Genomic DNA, 21,978 nt, shown 5'->3' with positions numbered 1-21,978 from the left:
GCTGCGCCGGTGGGCGACTCTGATGAGCTCACGTGCTCCGAGGTCGCAAGCGGTCATTGCCCGTCCATGCCGTGCCGATGCCTCGTACGTCATCGACCGCCATGTGTTGACGGGGCGCTTACGCGAAAGGGAACGGGCCCTCGAAGTGCCCCACGTAACACAAGTGGGAAACCGCTGGCTGACCTCGACCTGCCCAGCGATGCAGCATGTATGCAGGGGGTTCGAGAAAGGAAGCGGGCTGCGCGTCCGCTTCAACGCGCAGCGCAATCTGAGTGGTCGTGCTCGGGCAGGTGAGTACCGGAACGCGTCCAAGACGTGTCTGCATCGACCGGTGGACGTGCCCGGCAAGAATGCGATCTACGTTGTCGTGGCGCGCCAGAACCGCGGCAAAGGCCTCGGCATTTCGCAATCCGTAGATGTCCAGATAAGGAATGCCGGTCATGAACGGTGGATGGTGCATGACGATAACCACGGTCCGATTGCGATGCTCGGCAAGTTCAGTGTCGAGCCACGCCAGGGTTTCGGCGTCCAGGTCACCGTGATGTAGCCCTGGAACGGAGGTGTCCAACGCCACGAGGCGTAGTTCGCCCACGTCCAGCGCGAACGAGAGTGCGCCCTCGTCCGGAAGCCACGCGTGATCCGGGAACGCGGCTCGCAGATTGCCACGGTCGTCGTGATTGCCCGGCAGAACCACGAACGGTCGCCTCAACTCCACGAGCAGTTCACGAAGTTTTCGATACTCGTCTTCGGTGCCCTCGTCCGTCAGGTCGCCGGAGATGACGACCAGGTCTGGCTCAGGTCGAATGCGGTTCAGCGAATCGACGGCCGCCGAAAACATGACGCTGGAATCCACGGCGTCTTGATACAGGACGCCGTGAGGCCGGACATGAATATCGGAAAGTTGTGCGATGACCGTCACTCGGCGCTCCATCGGTTTTGACCCGCCCGTACATCGATCGAGAGGATTTTAGGCCGGACAAAATTCGCCCATCGACAGAAGCTTTCGGTGACAACGGTCGGGCGCCATGCGCGCTCAATCGTGCGTCAGCGTGGCTGATTCGGGATGACAAGTAGACGCACACGCCGGGTGGCGAAGCACGAAAGGCGGCTTCTGGCCGAACGCGGCCGGCCGCCGCCCCGTGACGCGCGACCGGCGCAGATCGACCCGGTACGGTCAGCTCATGCGGCGAAGCTGAGGGCTTTGACCAGCTCGTTAGCCACGACGTAGGCAATCAGAACGTAACAACGAAAACTGCAGGAGATCATGATAGGCACCACGCCAGTACCCGGCTTGACGCTGATACCCTTCACGGACAAAGCCCAGCGTCTCCAGCACTTGTATAGAGGATGCGTTCTGAGGGTGGACCTGGGCTTCGATACGGTTTATCTGCATCGTGTCGAAACCGTAATCGATCGCGGCAGAAAGCGCTTCGTTCATGTATCCCTTGCCACGCGCAAACGTAGCTAGCTCATAGCCAACGGCGCAGCTTCGCCAATTTCGATTCCATCGGAAGAGGCCGCACGTACCAAGTAAATGGCCGTCCGAAAGTCTCTCGACAGCCCAACGGACGCCAGAGCCACTGCGCCGCCAGTCGGCAAATACCTGAATCAACTTGTCAGCCTCGCCTATATCGGTCATCGGATCGGTACCGAACCAGCGCATACCCTCAGCGTCACCGTGCATCGCGAACAGCGATGGTGCGTCGCTGGGCAAAAGCTCCCGCAATGACAGCCGGGAAGTTGTCAGCGTTGGGAAGGTGCTTTCCGTTTCGCCCCGATTGATGGACACCAGCGCCCCCTGTGTCGATGTTTCACTTGGTTTCAATAGATTGTCGCCGATTCAGTCCCGCCGATCCAATGTCCGGTGTTGGGTGCGGATTCAACTCGACGCGATGGGCTACCGCCGACCCACACGAGACAGTCACATGGTCCGAAAGCGGCCCCTCATGAAGGTGGCAACGTCCGCATCCTGATGCCCGAAGCTTCGCGGAAGTTGTTCGGGTACTCGGGGCACTCGCTTGTGGTTGCGCCTGTGAATACGCGTGGCCCTGAGCGCTAGTCCGAACGGGATGTCGCCCTGGCGGTAGCACGCCGCACCGCCGGTTTCGTGGCGAGTTCATCCAGTGTGGTGGAGAATTCGAAGCCCTTTTCGTTTTCACGAGTCACCACAAACCCAAGCTTGCGATGGAACGCGATAGACAACCGGTTGGTCTTGTAGACATGGCTTCGTAGCTCACCGATCCGTCGTTCGCTCGCCAGCGTCGCAATCTTCGCGAACAGTTCATTTACTACGGTATACGTCCGATGCAAGGGATGAGTACCAAACGCACCAACGAACCAGCACGCTCCTGCTTCCGGCCGAAGCATTGCATAAGCCACGAGTTTGCCGTCCCGTCGCACGTAGCACAGCTCATTGATCTCCAAGGATTTGCACAATTTCGCCCGATGCTCGTCTACGTCGAAGGCGTCGCCGGCTCGCTCAGTGTGCTCACGTAACGTCAGTACATCAAGTGCGAGAAGTTCGTCAACAGAAGGTGACATAGGTGGAGGTAAGGACGATGGAGAAGCGCACTGCAACAATACTTCGGATCAAAACTTTCGCGAATTCATACTGCCTCGCTGACTGACCGCTTCTGGCCGAATCTGGCAGCACGTGAAACCGCAACGGCATCCGCTGTGATCTTAGAAAGGGAGAAACAAGTCGTCCTTCGGATACGGGAGCGCCAGTTCCGGCATGTCATGCCTTCCAAAATATCGAGTTGACGTGGTTTCAGGATCGCTTGGTATCCCTGAGCCATCAATGATTTTGCATTGGAACAAAGTCACTACGTATTCGACGCGGTCGCCACTTGGATACGTGTATCGAAACAGTCGTCCGCCAAACACGCCGAGAATGCCGTGAATGCGGATTACATATCCGGTTTCCTCCATGACCTCGCGGAAGATGGCCTCTTGCGGGCTTTCGCCCAGTTCAACTCCACCAGCGGGAAGACTCCACGCCTCTCCAGACGACTTCTCCTGAAGCAGCAATTTGCCTTCATGGTCGTGAATCACAGCTGCAACGGACGGACTCAAAATCAGATCGCTTCCAACCTTCTTTCTCAGCCGACTCATGTAGCTTTCGTTATCGATCTGCAGTGACACCTTCCCCCCACAATGAGATTGGGCCGGTCCGATTGTCTGGGATCCCAGCAACTTTGTCGAATGTCTCAAAATGGCCGCCTCGCGCCCGACGCATGAGCGCGACGAACATCGCTGGGCGGCCGCGCGATGCAACAGGCGTAACACGACCCGGAGCGGACGGTCGGTTTTCTAGAAAGCGGCCATTCGTTTCAGGTGGGCCAGACGCCTAGTGCCATGGAACTGTCCATACCGGACTGCGGTCGATCGTCACTATACGCAGACATTTGGAAGATCAATCAGGTGCATCTTCCTCCAGCGACCCGACGAGTTTTCCAGCAGAGCGACCGAGCTACAGCACGTCCGAATCGCGTCCCGCGCAGACAGACGATGCTCGAGCTCGACGGCAGCCAAATGCGCTGTCGCAGCATCGCCATGCGCGACAGTCAGATGCGGAACGATGCCATCGTGTGCGCCACCATAGGGACGAAACATGGGGAAGCGCTCGACCAACGCAGCCGTCAAGGCGACGAACGGTTCTGGCGGATCGGGAGCAAGATAAGTGGTGACCGCAAACCGCTCGACCTTCCTCAACATAAATTCGAACGGTTGCACAACACTCAACGCGCTTTGCGCCTGACGAAGGACATCGGGCGTAATTTCGTCAGGCGGCATGAAGGGAAACAGAACCGTGATATGCGCCGGCACGCCGAGATCAGAGGTAGCATCAAACCGGCTCCGAAGGTCGGCTACTGTTGATTCGGCTGCGGGAACATCAACGACGAACGCTGTTGTGGGCATTCGGGAATCCTCTCGCGTCGATTGACCATCTATGGTCGATTTCCGTCGGTAACACGCCCCTTGACTGCCTGCGGCATTTCTAAACGATGATGGTCACACGGGGCCAGCGGTCCTTGTATCTTTTCTGCTGGATTCGCCGAAGATAGGTATCAATGCTGACACGCGCAGGATTGCGTCGTACCACCATGGAAAAAAGGTCGTCGAGTCCGTATGGTGCGCAGACATCAATTGTCCCGTCACCGAGCAAAGTCAATCCTACCGTCGTCGCGTACTCCGGCCACGACGCAACGGCTTGGGTCAGTGAACTGAAGGGGGGCACCGGATGCCCAAAGGCGCTCTCGAACCAGAGATGAACAGCGGCCTGATTCGTGACCTCCCACGGAATTTCGGGACATTGCGCCGTGAGGCTGTGCTGGATTTCGGCATCGCGAATCGACGACAAATCGGACGGGTCGAAATAGGCCAAATCGACGTCGGCTGGGCGTGTCGGAGTCACATATCCGTGAAGCGAGCCCCAGACCAAATTACGAATGGCCCCTGCGCCAATGCACCAGGATTTCAGGCCCATTGCACGTGCGGCCGACAGCGCAGACATACACCAAGACGACTGGCGGGCTATTTCGACTAATCTTTCGTTGAGATTCATCGCGGGTCTACGTGCCTAAACGAGCAGAACGGCTGATTGTCACCAAATCCGGCCGCACCGTCGAGTGACCGAAACTGGCCGAACATGGCCGGCCAATGCTCTGCAATGTGCGACCATCGCAGTTCGATCCGCTGCAGCCATTGGATGCCTCGGCAACTCAACGGCAAGGTTCAGTGCCAAGCTGATCTTCGGCTGTCCAACTGCATGCACCGGCGAAGATCCTCGGACATTAGCACTGATGGGCTGTTACGCCGCGCTTTAGTAACGGACTGCGCAAGTGGCCGTCCCGGGCTGCCCTTTACTCTCTTGACGCGGCGTCAAGAGCCGTTCAAGCAGATCGGTGCTGTCTAGTTGCGCAATCCACCAGTTTAAAGCGTTCCCTACCTTGTCCTCGCGCCAAGCGAGGTAGCCATTCGTGAACTCGCGCACACCCACAATGCGACGCGCGACCAGCCTGCCTTCGTGTATCGGTTCTTTCGCTACGAAATCAGGCAGCATCCCGACAGCGATACCTTCACACAGTGCTTGCAGTTTAGCTGCGAGCGTCGGCACGATGACCAGTGGCTGTCCGTCACGGGTGGCCACAGATTGCCGTTGCAGTTCGCGAGAAGTGTCACTGATGACAACACCTCGATATCCTGCGATCGTTTCGCTCTCCAACGGCTCGGGGATGCGGGCGAGTGGATGGTCCGGAGCCACGACAAAAACGTGCCGGAGGGTTCCGATTGGCCGGGCCGCAATATTGGCGGCATGCGGCGGCTCGCCGAACGCCCCTATCGCGAGATCGGCACGCCGCGTAACCAGGGCATCCCACACGCCCCCAAGCACCTCGGTGGAAAGACTTAGCTGGGTATTCATCTCCAGGTCGTAGAAGGCATGGACATACGGCCACAAGGACTGGATTGGCAAGATTGCATCGACGCATAGTCGAAGCTCCGATTCCCAACTGTCTCGAATGCCTTTTGCTTTGGCCTCCAGGTGTCGAGCCGCGTCTAAAAGTCGACGCCCATCTTCCACAACAGCACGACCCGCTTCCGTGAGTCTCGTCCGTCTGCCGCTGCGATCGAACAGTTCGACATCCATGTCGCTTTCCAGCTTTTGCACAAGGTAAGTGAGCGTGGACGGAACTCTATGCAACAACTCGGCCGCCTCGGCGAATGTACCGGTCCGGTCAATTGCATCCAAAACTTCGAGAACTTCAAATGACAGCTTGGTCGCCATACAGCATCCTTGGATACTTCTATCGTTCACAGGCTTCACCGCGACGGCCGAGCGGCTTTGCCGCAGCAACGCTTCCATGCGGTTGCCCAACCTTTCGGGACTCGCTCGGATGCTGATCAAATGGACAAAGGCGATGTCGTCCCTGACTCGGATGCTCTCGTTGACCGCCTCCGGCCACTCGATGGTCATTGCGGCAAGAGTCTAGGGTACACGCTGCCGTTTGTCTGCTCGTGGCGTGACGCACAGTCAGCCAGGCGCATGATTCTGCTCGCGTCAATTTAGTTGTCGCCCGCCAGCGCAGCCACGGGCCGTTTATCGGTAGCGGCGAGCGGCGACCGAGTCGCATTCCGGGTCAAGCGCCACGGCATCGACCGGTGTCCGGTGTGCGTGTCCCAAGACGATCGGACACGCCCATATTCGCGCCTTCGCGTTCAGGGCGTGGCGTGCCGCGACGGATACGATTGGCACGCGTGTGTCCTTTGGCAAGGTACAGTCGACGTTCGAATGGCTGCTTGAGAGCGATTGCCTACGACTGTCGAGGCCGACTGCTGCCCGACATGGGCGGCAACAGCCGACCCAGGACGGCCCTTCAGACTTATCCAAAGCGGCCAATCGTTGTGACCTGCGGCGGGATTTTATAGCCTCGCTCGATGAGTATCTTGGCCTCGGCGCGACTGCGGAATCATTCCCGATTAAATCGCTTCTCCCGCAGCGTGCCGTTGGAACCTTCAACGGAGTCGTTCTGCCAAGGGCGGCAAGAACGGACACAGCGTGTACGATCTGGTCTTCAAGAAAACCATCCAAGGAGAGAGGAATGAATCCGGAACAGGCCCGAGCCGAAGAAACCCAGGCGATGGAGCGCATGGTGGCCGCCACGCTGCGCGTGCAGAGTACGTTCGCCTCGATGCAGAAGCAATTTCCGCCGCAAGGCAGCGGCGAGCCTTCGCCGTTCGCGCTGCAAACCTTTGATGCCGCCCTGCAGGAACTTGAAGACGCACAGGCCGCGTTCGATGCGCTGCTGAACGATCTGATCGACGGTAACCGCTAAAGGCTACGCCCTTATCCGCACCGATTGCCGACGATCTAAAAAGCTGTGTCGGACGGCCGTTCGTGGCCGGTAGCGGCCTCTCGCCACCGCCGACCGCAAGCCCGACGGCGAATCATCCCCCGGCCCGCGCTCCCCGCTTCATACACCTCTCGGCAGCCGCACCGCGAACACGGTTTCCGTCTGATCGGACCGCGCGTCGATCCGGCCGCGATGCGCCTTGGCGATTTCCCGCGCGATGAACAAGCCGAGCCCCAAGCCGGCATCGTCACCCTTCCTTCCCTGACGCGCTTCCCCGCGCTCGAGCGGATCGAAAATGCGGTCGAGCGTGCGCGGATCGATCGCTGGCCCGCTGTTGCCGACCTCGACGAACACTTCATCGCCGGTCGTCGTGGCCACCACCCGCACCGGTGTATCGCGCGCGCCATACTTGATGGCATTGCTCAGCAACTGCTGCATTCGCTGGTCGTCCCACTCACCCCGGAGATCGCCGCGCATATCGACGGTAATTTCGCGATCCGGATGACCGGCCCGCAACTCGTCCACCACATTGTCGAGCACATGTGCGAGATCGATATTGCGGGGAACGACGTTGATGCCCAGCCCGAGCTGGGTGCGATTGAAATCGCAGAGGTCATCGAGAAGGCCCTGCATGCGGCCGCCGCTTCTGATCAGCCGAGCGGCGGCCTCCGATACTTCCTCACCCGCATTGAGGGCGGCAAGATACGACGCCGTGAGCTGGATGGTCTGCAGCGGCGTGCGCATGTCGTGACTCAGCATGCCGAGAAGCAGGTTGCGCGCCTGTTCGACCTGTTCGGTAAAAAAAGAGACTGATTCGGCCAGCGCTTGATCGATCGCTTCGTTGAACCGGATCATGTCGTCCATGTCAGGCGCCCCCGGCTGACACGCGTCGATCCACAGCCGCAGCACACTGGCACGCAGCGCCCGATACTCGGCTGCCAGCTGGTTGATGTTGAAGCCCCGCCGGGCGCGCAGAACGGCATGCGTCTGGGCGGCCGTCTCGCTGGCGTTCGCCGGCTCGGGGGCGCGCCCCAGCGATTTTTCGTGTTGCGCTTCCCGCGTTTGCGGGGTCGCGATGTCCTTGGCGACGGCGGTCAGGATCTCGCGCGCGTGGTCGCGTAGCCCCTGCGAGTTCATGTGCCTCGCGGCCGGTAACAACGGCTTCCCACTGCACCAGGATCGTTTCCATGTTCCGTACGATGAAATCAGCAAGACGCATATCGCCCCTCACAACGGAATGAACGTTGGACGCTTCTGTCGAACCGCACGATATCACTGAATAACGGCGTTATCCGACGATTCGATCGCCGCCGTCGTCATTTCCGACTGCGCGGGCGGTGAACGCCCGGCGGCCAGGGCCCGGCGGACCGGACGATTCCGGATGCACCATGGTCCTTTTCAGGGCCGAAGTAGGCTTCGATTCGCACGCCCGTCACGTCGGGCGGCTAGCATCGCCGATAATCGATGCGCGTCACCCCCGTTCCGCCGGGCGCCGCCTTTCGGTTGCCGCGGCACCGGCAGCACGAACCTTGCTTCGCGCCCGTTCGACTTCCATCCGACGGTGGAGTCGGCCGCCTCTTCCCGTCACGGCCGGCCGCCGGCACGAAACTGCACATGCCCAGGAAGAAATCCAGCCTCTGGCTGCGGCATCTCGAACTGTTTTCCATCGCGACCGGTGCGCGGCCGAAGAAGCGCGCCGGCAAGCCGCGACCGGCCGCCCCAAAAGCCGCCAAGAAGGTCGTTCAACGCACCATCAAGCCGGCCGTCGCCGCCCCTGCCGCCAAACGAACGGGCGCCGCGCCCGCCGCACGCGCGCCATCGGTCGAGCCGCCCGGCACCTGGCTGCGCTCGTTTCATTCCGCCGGCCCGAGCGCCGGCCGGCTCGTGAACCATCTTGCGTACGCGCTGTATCTTCCCGCCGCACCTGCCAAAACAGCGGGCATGCCGGCGGTCGTCATGCTGCACGGCTGCAAGCAGACCGCCGAATCGTTCGCCGCGGGCACGCGCATCTGCCGTCTGGCCGAGCGCGCGGGGTTCGCCGTGCTGTTTCCCGAACAGGCCAAGACGACCCATGCGCACCGCTGCTGGCACTGGCATGGCGACGCGACCGAGTCCGAAGCCGCGGCCGTCGCGTCGCTGGTCGACGCCATCGTGCGGCGCCACGGCTTCGATCGCGACCGGATCTACGTGGCCGGCCTGTCCGCCGGCGCCGGGCTCGCCGCGGCGCTGGCGCTCCGGTATCCCGACCGTTTCGCGGCCGTCGGCCTGCACTCCGGCCCGGCCATCGCGCCGCCGTCGTCGACGATGGCCGCGATGAGCCTGATGCGTCGCGGGCTCCGCGACGATCCGGTCGCCGCGCTCGACGCGTGCGCCGACGTCGCGTCCTATCCCGGCATGCCGGCCCTCGTCATCCATGGCGCGCTCGATACGGTCGTGACCGACCGGAACGCGACGCAGCTCGGCATCGCGTTCGCGCGGCTCAACCGGCTCGTCGACGAACACGGGGCGATCCGCATCGGCGAGCAACGCAGCTACGCGCAGGACGATGCGGACTACATCGATTATCTGAAGGGCGGCCGGCTGGTCGTCAGGGTGTGCATCGTCCGCCGGCTGCCGCATGCGTGGAGCGGCGGAGACCCGAGCGAGCCGTTCCATTCCGCCAAGGGGCCGGACGCGACCGCGATGTTCTGGCATTTCTTTCGTCGTCAGCGCCGCAAGCGATTGGCGTGACGCACGACGCTCGCAGCGGCCGCTCGCGAGCGTCCGCCGTCATGACGTCATGCCCGCTGCTCCAGCGCTGCCGCGCTCGCGCGGTCGCCGGCACGCCGAACCGGCAACCGTATCCGGAAGGTCGTGCCGCGCCCCGGCTCGCTGGTCACGTCGATGGTGCCGCGATGACGCTCGACGATGCCGTGCGATACCGACAGCCCGAGCCCCGTGCCCTGCCCGACCGGTTTCGTCGTGAAGAACGGATCGAAGATCCGCCGGACGACGTCGGGCGTCATGCCGGCGCCGGTATCGCTGATCGCGATCGACACCTGATCGCCGTCGCTCGACGTACGGATCGTGATCACGCCGCGCTCCGGAATCGCCTGCGCCGCGTTGACCAGCAGGTTCATGAAGACCTGGTTCAATTGCGACGGCAGGCATTCGACGTGCGGGACGTCGCCGTAATCGCGCACGATGTCGGCCTTGTACTTGAGCTCGTTGTGGACGACGTTGAGCGTGCTCTGGAGGCCCGCATGCAGATCGACCACGCTCCATTCGTCGCTGGCCGGGCGGGAAAAATCGCGCAGGTCCTGCACGATGCGCCGCACGCGCAGCGCGCCGTCGATCGACTCGTCGATCAGCATCGCGATCTCGTCGCGGACGTAGTCGAGATCCACCGCGCGGTGCACGGCCGTCAACGCGTCGCGGGTGGCCGGATCGAGCTGCGGCAGCGCGGCTTCATGCGCGGCGACCACGTCGAGCAGGCTGCGCACCCACGTCTTCAACGTATTGAGGTTCGCGCTGACGAAGCCGATCGGATTGTTGATCTCGTGCGCGACGCCGGCGGCGAGCTGGCCGATCGACGCGAGTTTTTCCGACTGCAGCAACTGCTCGTGGGTTTCCTCGAGCGCATGCAGCAGGCGCCGCTGTTCGTCCTTCTCCTGTTCGAGCAGCGCGTGCGCGGCCTTGCGCTCGTCGATCTCGGCCGCCATGTTCTCGCGCGTGCGTTGCAGCATCCGTGTCGTTTGCTCGTAGCTGTACAGCGCGCGTTCGAGTTCGCCGGTTCGCACCCGCACGAGCCGTTCGAGCGTGTCGGTCATCCCGCGCAGGAAAGTTGTGCGCGCATCGAAACGGCACACCAGCAGCGTGACGACCAGCGTCGCCATCGTAAACAACGCGACGGTGGTCGCGAGCCACGGCGCGTCGACGCCGTTCGCGGCGCCGCACCGCGCATCCGGCGCGAAATGCGCGGCCGCCATCGCCGTGTAGTGCATGCCGGTAATCGCGAGGCCCATGATGACGGCCGCGCCGATACGTTGCGCGGTCGCGTGGCGCGCCTGCTGCATGCGCAACGCCTGTGCAATCCACAACGCGGCCGTCGATGCGATCACCGCGATGCCGATCGACGCGGCGAACAGCGCGGCATCGTAGCGAATGCCGGGCTGCATGTGCATCGCGGCCATCCCCGTGTAGTGCATGCCGGCGATCCCGCCGCCCATCAGCACACCGCCCATGCACAGCCGCCGCCAGCCCAGCCGTGCGCGCGTGACGACGTTCAGCGCGAAATACGATACGAGCACCGCGATCGCCAGCGACGCGCCCGTTTCCTGCCACGCATAGCCGAGCGGCACCGGCAACGAAAACGCGAGCATGCCGACGAAATGCATCGACCAGATTCCGGTGCCCATCGCCGCCGCGCCGCCGCCGAGCCACGCGCGCTTGAGCTTCGGATCGTCGAGCAGCGAGATGAACGCGGCGAGGTCGAGCGTCGTATACGACGCCAGCGTCGCGATCGCGAGCGACAGCACGACGAGCGGAAGGTTGTAGATGCCATGCATGATCGGGCGCCCGCAACGGGTTGAGTGCATCGCCGCGGCGGGGGCAAGCGCCCGTCCCGCGGCCATCAGGCCGACGTTCGATGTCAGGCCGGCGGCACGCCTGCGTTGGGTGCATGCGCCTGTGCAGCCGGCCCGGCCAGCACGAGAATGTCGAACGGCGTGCCCTCCCGCGTTTCGAAGCGACGCACGAGCTCGATCTGATGCGCGGACATCACGCTGCCTTTCGTCATCAGCAACACGCCGCGATGCGTGCGCAGATCGTCGGCAAGCTCCATCCCTTCGCGCAGTTGCGCCGACCGGATTTCCGCGACGGACGCCGCGATGCCGAGGCTCGCCGGGTCCCGCATCAACTCGATGAAGCCTGCAACCAGTTGCGGGTCGTAACGCACGCTCGCCTGCGAGCGCAACACGTCGATCGCCTGCTCGATCGAATGCGGCGCACCGATTTCGCCGTGGCGCAACCCTTCGAAGTCGCGCGCGATCGCGACGATCCGCGACCCGATCGGGATCGCATCGCCGACCAGCCCGTCCGGCGTGCCGCGGCCGTTGAAGCGCTCGTACTGGTGCAGCACGATCGATGCAACCTTGTGCAACTGGGCGACCGGCGTCAGCACCATCTGCGCACGCAACGGATGCTCCTGAAACACGCGATGCTCGTCCGTCGTCATCCGCGCGAGCGGCTTGTGCAGCAATTCGTCCGGCAGCGACAGCTTGCCGATGCCGTGCAACAGCCCCGCGAAGTAGACGTCCTGCGCATGCAGTTCGCTCATCCCCGACGCCAGCGCGAGCCGGCGCGCGATCTCGCCCACCCGCATCGCGTGCCCGCTCGCGGCCCCGCAGCGCAGCTCGATCATGCTTGCGCACACCTGAACCATCGCCGTGAAACTACTTTTCAGGTCGCTTTGCGCCGCTTCGAGAAACATCACCGTCTGGCCGAGTTCCTCGGTGCGTGCGCGAACCTGCGTTTCGAGGTCCGTATTGAAACGGCGCAGTGCTTCGTTCTGCGCCTCCGTCAGCGCCGCCAGCCGGGCCGCTTCGCGACGCAGACGGCGCTGTTCCAGCGCCTGCTCGATGGTCAGCAGCAGGTCGTGATCGTCCCACGGCTTGTTCAGGTAGCGATACACGCCGCCTTCGTTGACGGCCTGCACGACCGACGCGAGCTCCGCATAGCCGGTCAGCAAGATGCGCATCGTGTCCGGGTACAGCGCCCGTGCACGCGCCAGGAATTCCGCGCCGCTCATGTGCGGCATCCGCATGTCGGACACGATCAGGTCGATGTCGGTCGACGCCAGGATCTCGAGCGCCGTCTCGCCACTGTCGGCAGTCACGATGTCGTAGCCGGCGGGCCGGAATACGCGCCGGAGCGCCGACACCACGTTCGGTTCGTCGTCGACCAGCAGGATCGACGGGACGCGGGGCACTTCAACGGATGCGGATGCGGCTGCGGTGTCGGACGTTTCGGGCGCCACGGCATTCACGCCGTTTGTTGCAGATGTCGTCATAATCGGCCTCGGATCAATTATTTACGCCCTCTCTGCAACATCGGCCGACGCCGCGTTTTCCACATGGGTGAAAACGCTAATACGTGCGTGCCGATTTCAACCGGAATGCATCACGCGAACGCTACGTCGCTGCCGTGCCCGGTTCGCGCCGATAGTAGATGTCCCATTCCGCTTCATCGGTTCGCACGAAGCCGTGCCGTTCGTAGAAGCGGTTCGAGTCGCTGCCGCGCAATGCGCCGACGCGAACGGGCATCCGTCGTTCGTCGGCGGCAGCAAATATCTCGCGCAGCACGGCGGCGCCAATACCCTTGCCCTGATGCGCGGGCACGATATACAGGTGGTCGAGCAACCAGTGATCCGCCATCGGGCGGAGCGTATAGAAACCCGCACGCGAATGGCCGGCTTCGATGAAGCGGCAGAGCGCCGGGTCGAACGACGCGAGAAACCGGTCGCGCGCACGCTGCGGATCGAAACGGCCGATGCGCTCGAGGCTGTCGCGCATCGCGGCGATGCGGATCGCGACGAGGGCGTCGGCGTCGGCTTGCGTGACGGGGAGGAAGGTCAGGGTCGTTGTCATCGAGCGGCGGGATTCGTGCGGGAGCGCGTACCCGGCGTGGCGCGGCGGCGCCAGCCGGGTTTCGACGGGGACTTCGGTGCAGCACGTCACGCCCCCGATCCGTGAGCATGACGCAAGCGAGCCGATGCAATCGGCTCAAGGAATAAAAAGCGCTGGCCGATGCCCTGGCCAGCAAAACGGTTCTGGCGATCCGAGGTTGGTGTGTGCCAGAACCACATGCATTGAACGGCGTACGCCCGACAATCTGTGATCGCAGTTTAGGCCAGGCTAAGCGATGCGATCAGGTCTGCGCCCGCGCCCGTCGACCTGAACGCATCGTCGGGCTTCGGTACTTCCCATGTTGCGATCATCTCGTCAGTCGGAAGATAGTCGGGATCGGCCGACGCGACGCCAACCCACACGCCTTGGGATACCTGCCTGCCATGGAGATAAAAGTGCAGCTCCCGGCCAGCGCGTTCGCACGTACACCTGATTCGCTCCACCGACTGACCCAGTCTTCTGATCCGCGCGACCTGGTTGCGATCCAGTTCGAACATGGCACTCATCACGCCGTCGCAATCGCCGATGCCGAGCATGTTGCTGTCGTCAGTGAATGCCCACGAAGGATGCGGCGTGCCTAGGCGCAGCATGAAAAAAGCTGCGGACTCTGAACCAATCATCATGTTTCTCCGGCAAAAAATACGTCGCTCCACCCACTGAAACTTGATAAGAACGTACGTTCATCCCATCCTGCTTTTCCCGCCTGCCTCAAGGTTCGAATAGACGTACGCCAGCGCCTGATAATGGGCAGGCGCGACATTGAAACGCGCACCGCCCGTCGCTTCCGAAGCCCCTACACGCTTGCCTGCCGGGGTACGGTTTCCGCGGCGATACTGTCTGAACCGGACAGCCTCACCGCAACTGCGGCGGCGGCCGTGCTCCCGTAGACGTTCAGGGCGGTCCGCCCCATGTCGAAAAAGGCATCGACGCCCAGCAGCAGCAGCACCGCATCGGCCGGCAACCCGATCGACGTGAGAACGATGGTGATGGCGACGATCGCCCCGGAGGGCACATTGGCCGCGCCGTCGATGGTGATGATCGTCAAGATCAGGATCGTGATCACCAGCGGCCAGGACCAGACGAGATGATAGGCATCGGCCAGGTAGCCGACCGCAAGGGCCGTGTAAAGTACCGCGCCGTCGCGATTGAAAATGTAGGCCAGCGGCAAGATCGTGGACGCCACGCCGTAGGGCACGCCCAATTCAACCAGCTTCTTCAGGTGCAACGGGTAGGTAATTTCGGACGAACGCGTCGTGAAACCCAGGATCAGCGGCTCCTTCACCTTCCTGAGAACGGCGAGCGGCGACTGACCGGCGACGCGAATGACGATGGTGAGGACGACCGCCAGAATCGCCATGCCGAGATAGGCGACGCCCAGAAGCTCGACAAGCGAGTGCGCGCCGGTGAACCCCTTGGCCGACAACAGCTGCGCGATCGCGGCAAAGATCGCGAGCGGCGACCATGCGATCACCCACTGGACCATCTTGAACAATCCCGACAGCAGCGCCTCGAAAACGGCAATCGCGGGCTCGGCACGCTCCGGCGCGGCCGCCAGGGCCGCCCCGAAAATCACCCCGAAAACCAGCACGGGGAGCGAATTCCCCGCGGCGAGCGCAGCGACGATGTTGGCGGGGATCAGATCGACGAGGAATTTCGTCCAGTCGATACTGGACGCAAGCGCGGCGGGCATCGATCCGGACTGAACCATGCTCGCCCCGAGACCCGGTCGAAATGCAAAGTTGAGCAGCAGGCCAAGCGAGGCGGCCAGACCCGTCATCAACACGAAGAAGCCGATACTCGACAGTGCGACCTTGCCGAGCCGCTCGCGAAGCCGGCCCGCACGAAAGACCCCGACCGTGACCGACAGGAAAATCAGCGGCATGACGACCATCTTGATCGCGTGGCCGAACATCGCGCTCAGAAAGCCCAGCTTCGCGGCAAAGCCTGGAGCAAATACGCCGCAAGCGGCGCCCAGGACAAGCCCGCCAAGCATTTGCATCGGGAGGGAAAGCCCTTTATTTTTCGTGTTCATGCCGTGCCTTTAGCAGTTTGATCCGTGCCGGCGTACCGTCAACGATGTGATTCCACATATGCTGACGCGCCAGCTCGCCGTCGTTCGCTTCGATTGCGTGAAAGATGTGCAGGTGTTCGATCGTGCCGCGCCGAACGGTTTCAGCGTCGCCACGCGGGAGTTCGTTCAGGGCCAGGGTCTGGGCTCGCAATAGACCATACGCCGATGAGATACGCACGTTCCGTGCGGCGGCGAACAACTCCTGATGAAACACCCAGCCGATACGTTGCTCGAGCATGATGTCCGCGACGTCCCGGTCAAGCAGTTCCTGCATTTTTGCTGCCGCGTCGCGAAGGCCTGCCGTCACGCCCGACCTCGCTGCAAGAAACGCCGCGGTACTCTCCAGGGCCAGCCGCATTTCGAAAATTTCGCGGAGATCGCTGGTAGTCGGCGACGCAACATAGGTGCCACTCTTTTCGATGACGACGACCAACCCTTCGGATTCGAGCAAATGCAATGCGCTGCGCACGGGCATTTGGCCGAAGCCGAGTTCGTCGGACAGGCCCCGGTGGGATACTTTCTGCCCGGGCGCAAAGCGGCCGTCAAAGATCCTCGCTCGGATCTCCTCGTAGGCAAGCTCTGCATCTGTCGAGACTTTCGACGTCATCTGTGATCGCAGTTAGCGTATGATTGTAAAAGAAGTGACGGATAGGAAATTACCCTTACTGGTAACGCACGGCAACTGCTAATTTTGCGAGTGGGTATACCGAAAGAAAACTGGAAGAAAATCTGCGTCACGAAGAGAGCCGATAATTATATGACTTCACAAGGTGTGCGCTTTACCATCTGTGCCGTCCGTGCGGAAGAAACCTATCCCCTCAGGGCCGCGATCCTGATGGCGGGAGATGAAGAGGGAAGCGCTTTACACGGAGATCACGCGCCAACCACCCTGCATTTTGCCGTTCGTGACAACGACACTATTGTCGCCGTGGCATCCGTATGTAAAGAAGGACAATCCGGCGTGCCGAACGCGGAAGCCTGGCGCCTGCGCGGCATGGCCGTCCATCCGTCGGTCCGCGGTCTGGGGTTCGGCCGTCTGCTGGTCAATCTGTCCATTCGCCACGTGCGCGAACAGCGCGGCACGCTGCTGTGGTGCACGGCACGCGAGTCGGCCTACCAGTTCTATGAAATGCTCGGCTTTAATCGCGATCCGATTCCGATTTCGCTGCATGGCCGCGACGACATGAAATTCTATCTAATGCAGCGCCCGATCGAATGCTGAGTTTCGTCCACGACTGACGTTCGTTCGAACGCAATTCGGGGGCCGATGTCACGCAGTTGGCTACCGGCCCGAAAAACCCGTTCAACCGGCGCCCGCCTGAGCCGGTTCGCCCGCGCGAAGATCGAGATCGCTTGCGGCGCCTTTTCCCCACAGAAGAATCACCCGAAGCTATCCGCCGCTGTATCACATGCGGAAAGCGCTTACGACTTATACGGTCACGCATTAATCAATCGCGCCTTTCATTTCGATTATCGCAATCCGAAAGCAAATGGAACGGTAACCACCGGTACTGCCGGATTGTTGCTCGCGATGGCTGTTCCGTGCAGTCGATTGTCGTCCCCGCACGACCCCACCTGAATTCGCTTGGCGACGTCGGGCGCATCAGCGTGATGACGCGGACTTCGATAACACATCGCCTACGTGCGGGTTCTTATAGGGGAAACCCCGTAAAGCGCGCGGCTATCAAACGAGATTAACTTATACCAAACAAATTTTGACGGGAATTTATGTTCCTGATATGGTTTTTGCACCTGCAAAGTGCGGCCACGCAGGGGGTGCAGAACAGATCGAGCAGTACGACGTTCCCCATACAAAATTGTAAGGATCACGAAATGAGCGAAGCCGGCATGCCGATGTGGCAAATATGACGCCGGCCGCTGCGACCGTGACGATGCGCAGGCCGCGCGCCGTCACCTGCATTCGAATACGACACAAGCCGTTTCAACCCATCCCGAAACCACTCCTGACAGTGAAATGCAGATGAAAAACAAGAAGATCAACATCAGCGTTATCGCTGTTGCCGCCTTCGCAGCATCCTCGGCAGCAATGGCACAGTCGTCGGTCACCCTGTATGGCATGCTCGATGCGGGCATCGGCTATACGTCGAACATCAATGGCCACAGCCGGTTCGGCCTCGATGGCGGCGCCGCGGGCTCGAACAAGTGGGGCCTTCGAGGGCAAGAGGACCTCGGTGGCGGCCTCCAGGCGGTATTCAAGATCGAGAATGGTTTCAACATCGCGACAGGCGGCATCGGCGGCCAAGGGCCGATCGGTACCACGCGTTCGCTGTTCAACCGTCAGGCCTACGTGGGTCTCGCATCCAGTCAGTACGGCGCGTTGCGCATGGGGCGCCAGCTCGACGCCGTGACGGAAATGGTTCAGGTCCTGACGGGTGACGCCATTTCCGCGTCGACCTTCTCGACGCCGGGTGACGTCGACAACAACGACAACACGACGAACCAGAACAACGCGGTGAAGTACATCTCGCCGATCATCCACGGCTTCCAGGCTGAAGCCGCGTACTCGTTCGGCGGCGTGGCCGGTTCAACGGGGTCGGGTCAATCGTGGTCGGCGGCCGCGACCTACGCTCAAGGCGGCCTGACGGTCGCCGGCGGCTACTTCCGTGCGGCCAACCAGGGCGAGAACGGATGGACGAACGCAACGGCGCAACCGAGCTTCGGCGGCGCACTGGGCTATCCGAGTTCGGGCTACAACGGCGGCAATGCGTTCAAGAGCGCGGGCATCGCGCAAGTCGCCGCGCAATACGAGGTGGGGCCGTACACGGCCGGCTTGCGCTACTCGAACGCCCAGTACAAGGGTAACGACGGCCAGCCGTCGATCCACTTCAACGTGCTGGGTGCGCTCCTGCAGTACCGGGTCACGCCGGCACTGTCGCTGGCGACGGGTTACACGTACGTCTACGGCTCCGCGGCCACGCCCACGCAAGCAGCCGAAGGACGCACGATGGCCTCGATCAACCAGGTGTCGCTGGGTGCGACGTACTCGCTGTCGAAGAGTACCGCGCTGTACGCGATGGGTGCCTACGTGCATGCCAAGGGCGCGCAGGCTTCGGCTGCCGACTTCGGCAACACCTCGTCGGGCGGCAACCAGGTTCAGGTCAACATCGGCATGTTCCACGGCTTCTGATCGCCGACTCGCAAGCCGGGGTAGTGTCCGCACTACTCCGGCGTCGTGCCGCCCTGCCGGCTCGCCATGCCTTCCATCCATTCCTCGAACGCGGACACCGCGGCATCGTCGGCACGATCGGCGTTCGTCACCAGCATGTAGTCGTCAGCGCGCCATACGGGCGATGCGATGGGACACACGAGGCGCCCCTCGGCGAGATCGCGCCCGATCAGCGGCAGCGACGCCAGCGCGACGCCAAGCCCCTCGATGGCCGCGCCAAGCTGAAGATTCACGTGATCGAATTCGACATGGCGCGCGGCCCGCAGATCGGACGCGCCCGCCTCCTTCAACCAGTGCGACCAGGCAGAGCGCGTCGTGGCCGAATGCAGCAGCGTGTGATGGCGCAGGTCGGCCACGCTCTGGATCGGATGCTGGCGCAGCAACGCGGGATTGCAGGCCGGCACGCGCAGGTCGGGCATCAACGGGCGCGAGACGACGCCCGCGCCTTGCTCGGGACCGGAGCGGACACCGATATCGAAAGCGTCGGCGACATAGCGCAGCTTGCGCGATGTCGTCGACACCCTGACGTCGATGTCGGGGTACCGCGAATGGAAATCGGCGAGCCGCGGCAGCAGCCAGCAAAACGCAAAGCTCATCGGCACGTTCACCCGCACGACGCCTGAGATCCGGTGCGTGAACGTGTTGTGGCGCAGCCGCACCACCGCAGTACCGAGGCGCTCGAACGCGTGGCTGACGTCGTTCAGCAACGCCGCCCCTTCGTCGGTCAACGCGACACCGCGCGGACGACGGTCGAACAACGGCAGGCCGAACCAGTCCTCCAGCAACCTGATCTGCTTTCCGACGGCCCAGTGGGTCACATGCAGCTCGGCCGCGGCACCCGCGAAGCTGCCGTGTCGCGCGACCGCATCGAACGCGCGCAGCGCATTGAGCGGGGGTAACTCGCCCCGGTGCTTCGCAACATCCCGGCTTTCGCTCATGACGTGACTTTTTCTCTCCATTGATGCGATTTTAGCTCAATTGAAATGACGATCCTCTCAGCCATAAAATCGACACATCGAGGCTGAAAGCGATACCACGAGCGGCTTCCCTTCACCGCTCGCACGGAGCGAATAACGATGCGCCTGCCGGTTTTTTCCCCTCCCGTCACGCGGGAAACCGCGCCACCCCGACGGCGCGCGCTGTGGCTATCGTGCGTTGCACACGCCATGCACGATGGCTACACGGACATGATCTACGCGTTGCTACCCGTGTGGCAGTCGGAATTCGGGCTCGACTTCGCAGCCCTGGCCATCCTGCGCGGCGTCTATGCCGGCACGATGGCGACGCTGCAGTTGTCCGCCGGGCGTCTCGCGCAACGCCTGGGCAGCCGCGCGACGCTCGCACTCGGTACGCTGCTCGCCGCGCTCGGCTATGCGCTCGCGGGCATGTCGGGTGGCCTGCTCGGGTTGGGCGTCGCGCTGGCGATTTCGGGCGGCGGCTCCAGCACGCAGCATCCGATCGCATCGGGCGCCGTCTCCCGCTTCTATGGGCGCGACGCAAGAGGCCCGCTGAGCATCTACAACTTTTCCGGCGACCTCGGGAAATCGGCGCTGCCGGCCGCCATTTCGCTGCTCGTGACCCTGATGCCATGGCGTCATGCGCTATGGATCGTCGCCGGGCTGGGCTGCGTCGTGGCCGCCGTCATCGCGCTCTGGTTTCCCGCCGTGCCGCGCGGCGGCGCGAACACGACGGCGAAAGAGCATGCGTCCGCGCAACGCGGCGGCACGGGAAAAAGCGGATTCTCCGCGCTGTTCTCCATCGGCGTGCTCGATACGGCCGTACGCATGGGACTGCTTACCTTTCTGCCTTTCCTGCTGAAGGCAAAGGGCGTCTCGCCTCAACTGCTGGGAACGGCCCTCGCACTCGTTTTCATTGGCGGTGCGGCCGGCAAGTTCATGTGCGGCTGGCTCGGCGCGCGCCTGGGTATGGTGAGGACGGTGCTGCTCACGGAGGGCGGGACAGCAGCGTGCATCATCGCGGTGATGTATCTCCCGTTGGCGCCGAGCATGGTGCTGCTGCCGATTCTGGGTATGATGCTCAACGGCACTTCGTCGGTGCTGTACGGAACCGTCCCCGAGCTGTCCGCACCCGAGCGCACCGAGCGCGCATTCGCGATTTTCTATACGGGGACGATCGCATCGGGCGCGCTATCGCCCGTTCTCTACGGTTTCCTGGGCGACCGGATCGGTGTGCACGGCGCCACCTATGCGACCGCGTTGACCGCCCTCGCGATTTTTCCGCTCGCCCTCGCACTGCGCCCGCATCTGGCGGATGACCCGACAGGAGGAACACCATGACGAAATCCGGCTACCCGTCCGTCGCGCTCGTCGGTCCGGGCGCAATCGGCACGACCGTCGCCGCGGCCCTTCACGAAGCCGGCCGCACGCCGGTGATCTGCGGCCGCTCGGCGCACGCGGAATTGAAATTGCGCTTCGATGGCGGCGAGATCGTCGTGCCCGGGCCGGTCCTGACCGACCCGCAAGCGGTCAAGGAAACGGTCGATCTCGTGTTCGTTGCGGTCAAGTCGACGCAGACGGCGAGCGCGGCACCGTGGGTCGCCGCGCTATGCGATGCGAATACCGTCATCTGCGTGCTGCAAAACGGCGTCGAGCAAAAAGCCGCCTTCGCACCGTATGCGGCCGGCGCCGCGATCGTACCGTCGGTCGTCTGGTTTCCGGCGCAACGCGAATCGGGCGCGTCGGTGTGGCTGCGGGCCAAGCCTCGCCTCACCCTGCCCGATACGCCGGCGAGCAACGTGGTGGTCTCGGCCTTGCGCGGCACGCGCTGCGCGCCCGAGGTGGCGGAGGATTTCATCTCGCTCGCATGGCGCAAGCTGTTGCAGAACGCCGTGGCCGGGCTCATGGTGCTGACCGGTCGTCGCGCCGGCATGTTCTCGCGAAGCGACATCACCGAGCTGTCGCTCGCCTACCTGAAGGAATGTCTCGAGGTCGCGCGTGCGGAAGGCGCGAAGCTCGGCGATGAAGTGCCGCAGGAGATCGTCGATGGATTCCACGGCTTTCCGCCGGATTTGGGTACGTCGATTCTTGCCGACCGGCAGGGCAACCATCCGCTCGAATGGGACTGCCGGAATGGCGTCGTGCAGCGATACGGACGAAAGCATGGCATTCCGACGCCGATCAGCGATCTGGTCGTGCCGCTGCTCGCGGCAGCGAGCGACGGGCCGGGCTAATGCGGGACAGG

General features: G+C 62.7%; 20 protein-coding genes and 1 pseudogene. 6 read left to right on the top strand and 15 right to left on the bottom strand.

What is annotated here, in order from left to right; genetic code table 11:
• Positions 1–118: 118 nt before the first annotated feature.
• The 7 genes from AP428_RS31665 to AP428_RS31650 form a co-directional block, all read right to left on the bottom strand.
• On the bottom strand, positions 119–919 hold the full coding sequence (locus tag AP428_RS31665; protein WP_054928649.1) for a phosphodiesterase: 801 nt from the start codon (positions 917–919) through the stop codon (positions 119–121).
• Between the two features lie 294 nt (positions 920–1,213).
• Positions 1,214–1,789 carry a GNAT family N-acetyltransferase gene (locus AP428_RS36395; RefSeq protein WP_011549118.1) on the bottom strand — a complete coding sequence of 192 codons (576 nt, stop codon included), beginning with the start codon at positions 1,787–1,789 and terminating at the stop codon, positions 1,214–1,216.
• A gap of 266 nt (positions 1,790–2,055) precedes the next feature.
• Positions 2,056–2,541 carry a GNAT family N-acetyltransferase gene (locus tag AP428_RS36390; protein WP_227745890.1) on the bottom strand — a complete coding sequence of 162 codons (486 nt, stop codon included), beginning with the start codon at positions 2,539–2,541 and terminating at the stop codon, positions 2,056–2,058.
• A 141-nt stretch (positions 2,542–2,682) separates the two neighbouring features.
• Entirely contained in the window at positions 2,683–3,114 is a 432-nt protein-coding gene (locus AP428_RS36385) for an NUDIX domain-containing protein (protein ID WP_011694945.1), read from the bottom strand.
• Positions 3,115–3,393: 279 nt separating this feature from the next.
• Positions 3,394–3,921: a 2'-5' RNA ligase family protein gene (locus AP428_RS36380; RefSeq protein ID WP_078041965.1), complete on the bottom strand. Its 528-nt coding sequence runs from the start codon at positions 3,919–3,921 to the stop codon at positions 3,394–3,396.
• 79 nt (positions 3,922–4,000) lie between these two features.
• Positions 4,001–4,567, bottom strand: a complete 567-nt coding sequence (locus AP428_RS36375) for a nucleotidyltransferase family protein (protein WP_082409482.1) — start codon at positions 4,565–4,567, stop codon at positions 4,001–4,003.
• A gap of 258 nt (positions 4,568–4,825) precedes the next feature.
• Complete coding sequence (locus AP428_RS31650; protein ID WP_011549123.1) at positions 4,826–5,788, bottom strand: LysR family transcriptional regulator; 963 nt, start codon at positions 5,786–5,788, stop codon at positions 4,826–4,828.
• Positions 5,789–6,602: 814 nt separating this feature from the next.
• Here AP428_RS31650 and AP428_RS31645 point away from each other — a divergent pair.
• Complete coding sequence (locus AP428_RS31645) at positions 6,603–6,836, top strand: hypothetical protein (RefSeq protein WP_011549124.1); 234 nt, start codon at positions 6,603–6,605, stop codon at positions 6,834–6,836.
• Positions 6,837–6,974: 138 nt separating this feature from the next.
• On the opposite strand, the pseudogene AP428_RS31640 reads toward AP428_RS31645, so the two are convergent.
• Positions 6,975–8,073, bottom strand: a pseudogene (locus AP428_RS31640) (ATP-binding protein).
• A gap of 395 nt (positions 8,074–8,468) precedes the next feature.
• Between AP428_RS31640 and AP428_RS31635 the strand changes: the two are divergent.
• Positions 8,469–9,584: an alpha/beta fold hydrolase gene (locus tag AP428_RS31635; RefSeq protein WP_041489517.1), complete on the top strand. Its 1,116-nt coding sequence runs from the start codon at positions 8,469–8,471 to the stop codon at positions 9,582–9,584.
• A 47-nt stretch (positions 9,585–9,631) separates the two neighbouring features.
• Here AP428_RS31635 and AP428_RS31630 read toward each other — a convergent pair whose 3' ends face one another.
• The 6 genes from AP428_RS31630 to AP428_RS31605 all read right to left on the bottom strand — a co-directional run bounded on the left by AP428_RS31630 (position 9,632) and on the right by AP428_RS31605 (position 16,197).
• On the bottom strand, positions 9,632–11,401 hold the full coding sequence (locus AP428_RS31630; RefSeq protein WP_054928641.1) for a histidine kinase: 1,770 nt from the start codon (positions 11,399–11,401) through the stop codon (positions 9,632–9,634).
• An 83-nt stretch (positions 11,402–11,484) separates the two neighbouring features.
• Complete coding sequence (locus AP428_RS31625) at positions 11,485–12,903, bottom strand: HD domain-containing phosphohydrolase (RefSeq protein WP_011549127.1); 1,419 nt, start codon at positions 12,901–12,903, stop codon at positions 11,485–11,487.
• A gap of 121 nt (positions 12,904–13,024) precedes the next feature.
• Complete coding sequence (locus AP428_RS31620; protein WP_011549128.1) at positions 13,025–13,480, bottom strand: GNAT family N-acetyltransferase; 456 nt, start codon at positions 13,478–13,480, stop codon at positions 13,025–13,027.
• A 257-nt stretch (positions 13,481–13,737) separates the two neighbouring features.
• Positions 13,738–14,142: a hypothetical protein gene (locus tag AP428_RS31615; protein WP_011549129.1), complete on the bottom strand. Its 405-nt coding sequence runs from the start codon at positions 14,140–14,142 to the stop codon at positions 13,738–13,740.
• 170 nt (positions 14,143–14,312) lie between these two features.
• On the bottom strand, positions 14,313–15,551 hold the full coding sequence (locus tag AP428_RS31610) for a dicarboxylate/amino acid:cation symporter (RefSeq protein WP_063828185.1): 1,239 nt from the start codon (positions 15,549–15,551) through the stop codon (positions 14,313–14,315).
• Positions 15,535–16,197 (bottom strand): GntR family transcriptional regulator, encoded by a 663-nt coding sequence (locus AP428_RS31605; RefSeq protein WP_011549131.1) that lies wholly within the window; start codon positions 16,195–16,197, stop codon positions 15,535–15,537. The genes AP428_RS31610 and AP428_RS31605 overlap by 17 nt, the downstream gene beginning before the upstream one ends.
• Before the next feature lie 150 nt (positions 16,198–16,347).
• Between AP428_RS31605 and AP428_RS31600 the strand changes: the two genes are divergently transcribed.
• Positions 16,348–16,812: a GNAT family N-acetyltransferase gene (locus AP428_RS31600; protein WP_011549132.1), complete on the top strand. Its 465-nt coding sequence runs from the start codon at positions 16,348–16,350 to the stop codon at positions 16,810–16,812.
• A gap of 759 nt (positions 16,813–17,571) precedes the next feature.
• Complete coding sequence (locus tag AP428_RS31595) at positions 17,572–18,738, top strand: porin (protein ID WP_011549134.1); 1,167 nt, start codon at positions 17,572–17,574, stop codon at positions 18,736–18,738.
• Between the two features lie 32 nt (positions 18,739–18,770).
• On the opposite strand, the gene gcvA is transcribed toward AP428_RS31595, so the two are convergent.
• Complete coding sequence (gcvA, locus tag AP428_RS31590; RefSeq protein WP_172593409.1) at positions 18,771–19,715, bottom strand: transcriptional regulator GcvA; 945 nt, start codon at positions 19,713–19,715, stop codon at positions 18,771–18,773.
• Between the two features lie 138 nt (positions 19,716–19,853).
• Between gcvA and AP428_RS31585 the strand changes: the two genes are divergently transcribed.
• Both AP428_RS31585 and AP428_RS31580 read left to right on the top strand, forming a co-directional pair.
• Positions 19,854–21,074, top strand: a complete 1,221-nt coding sequence (locus tag AP428_RS31585) for an MFS transporter (protein WP_011549136.1) — start codon at positions 19,854–19,856, stop codon at positions 21,072–21,074.
• Positions 21,071–21,967, top strand: a complete 897-nt coding sequence (locus AP428_RS31580; RefSeq protein ID WP_054928640.1) for an oxidoreductase — start codon at positions 21,071–21,073, stop codon at positions 21,965–21,967. Before AP428_RS31585 ends, AP428_RS31580 begins: the two co-directional genes overlap by 4 nt.
• Positions 21,968–21,978: the final 11 nt, after the last annotated feature.

It is taken from the genome of Burkholderia sp. E168m22 (assembly GCF_001319805.1).
Taxonomy (GTDB): Bacteria; Pseudomonadota; Gammaproteobacteria; order Burkholderiales; family Burkholderiaceae; genus Burkholderia; species Burkholderia orbicola.
The sequence above is the reverse complement of the archived record's forward strand: the minus strand, read 5'-3'. Positions and strand labels throughout refer to the sequence as shown.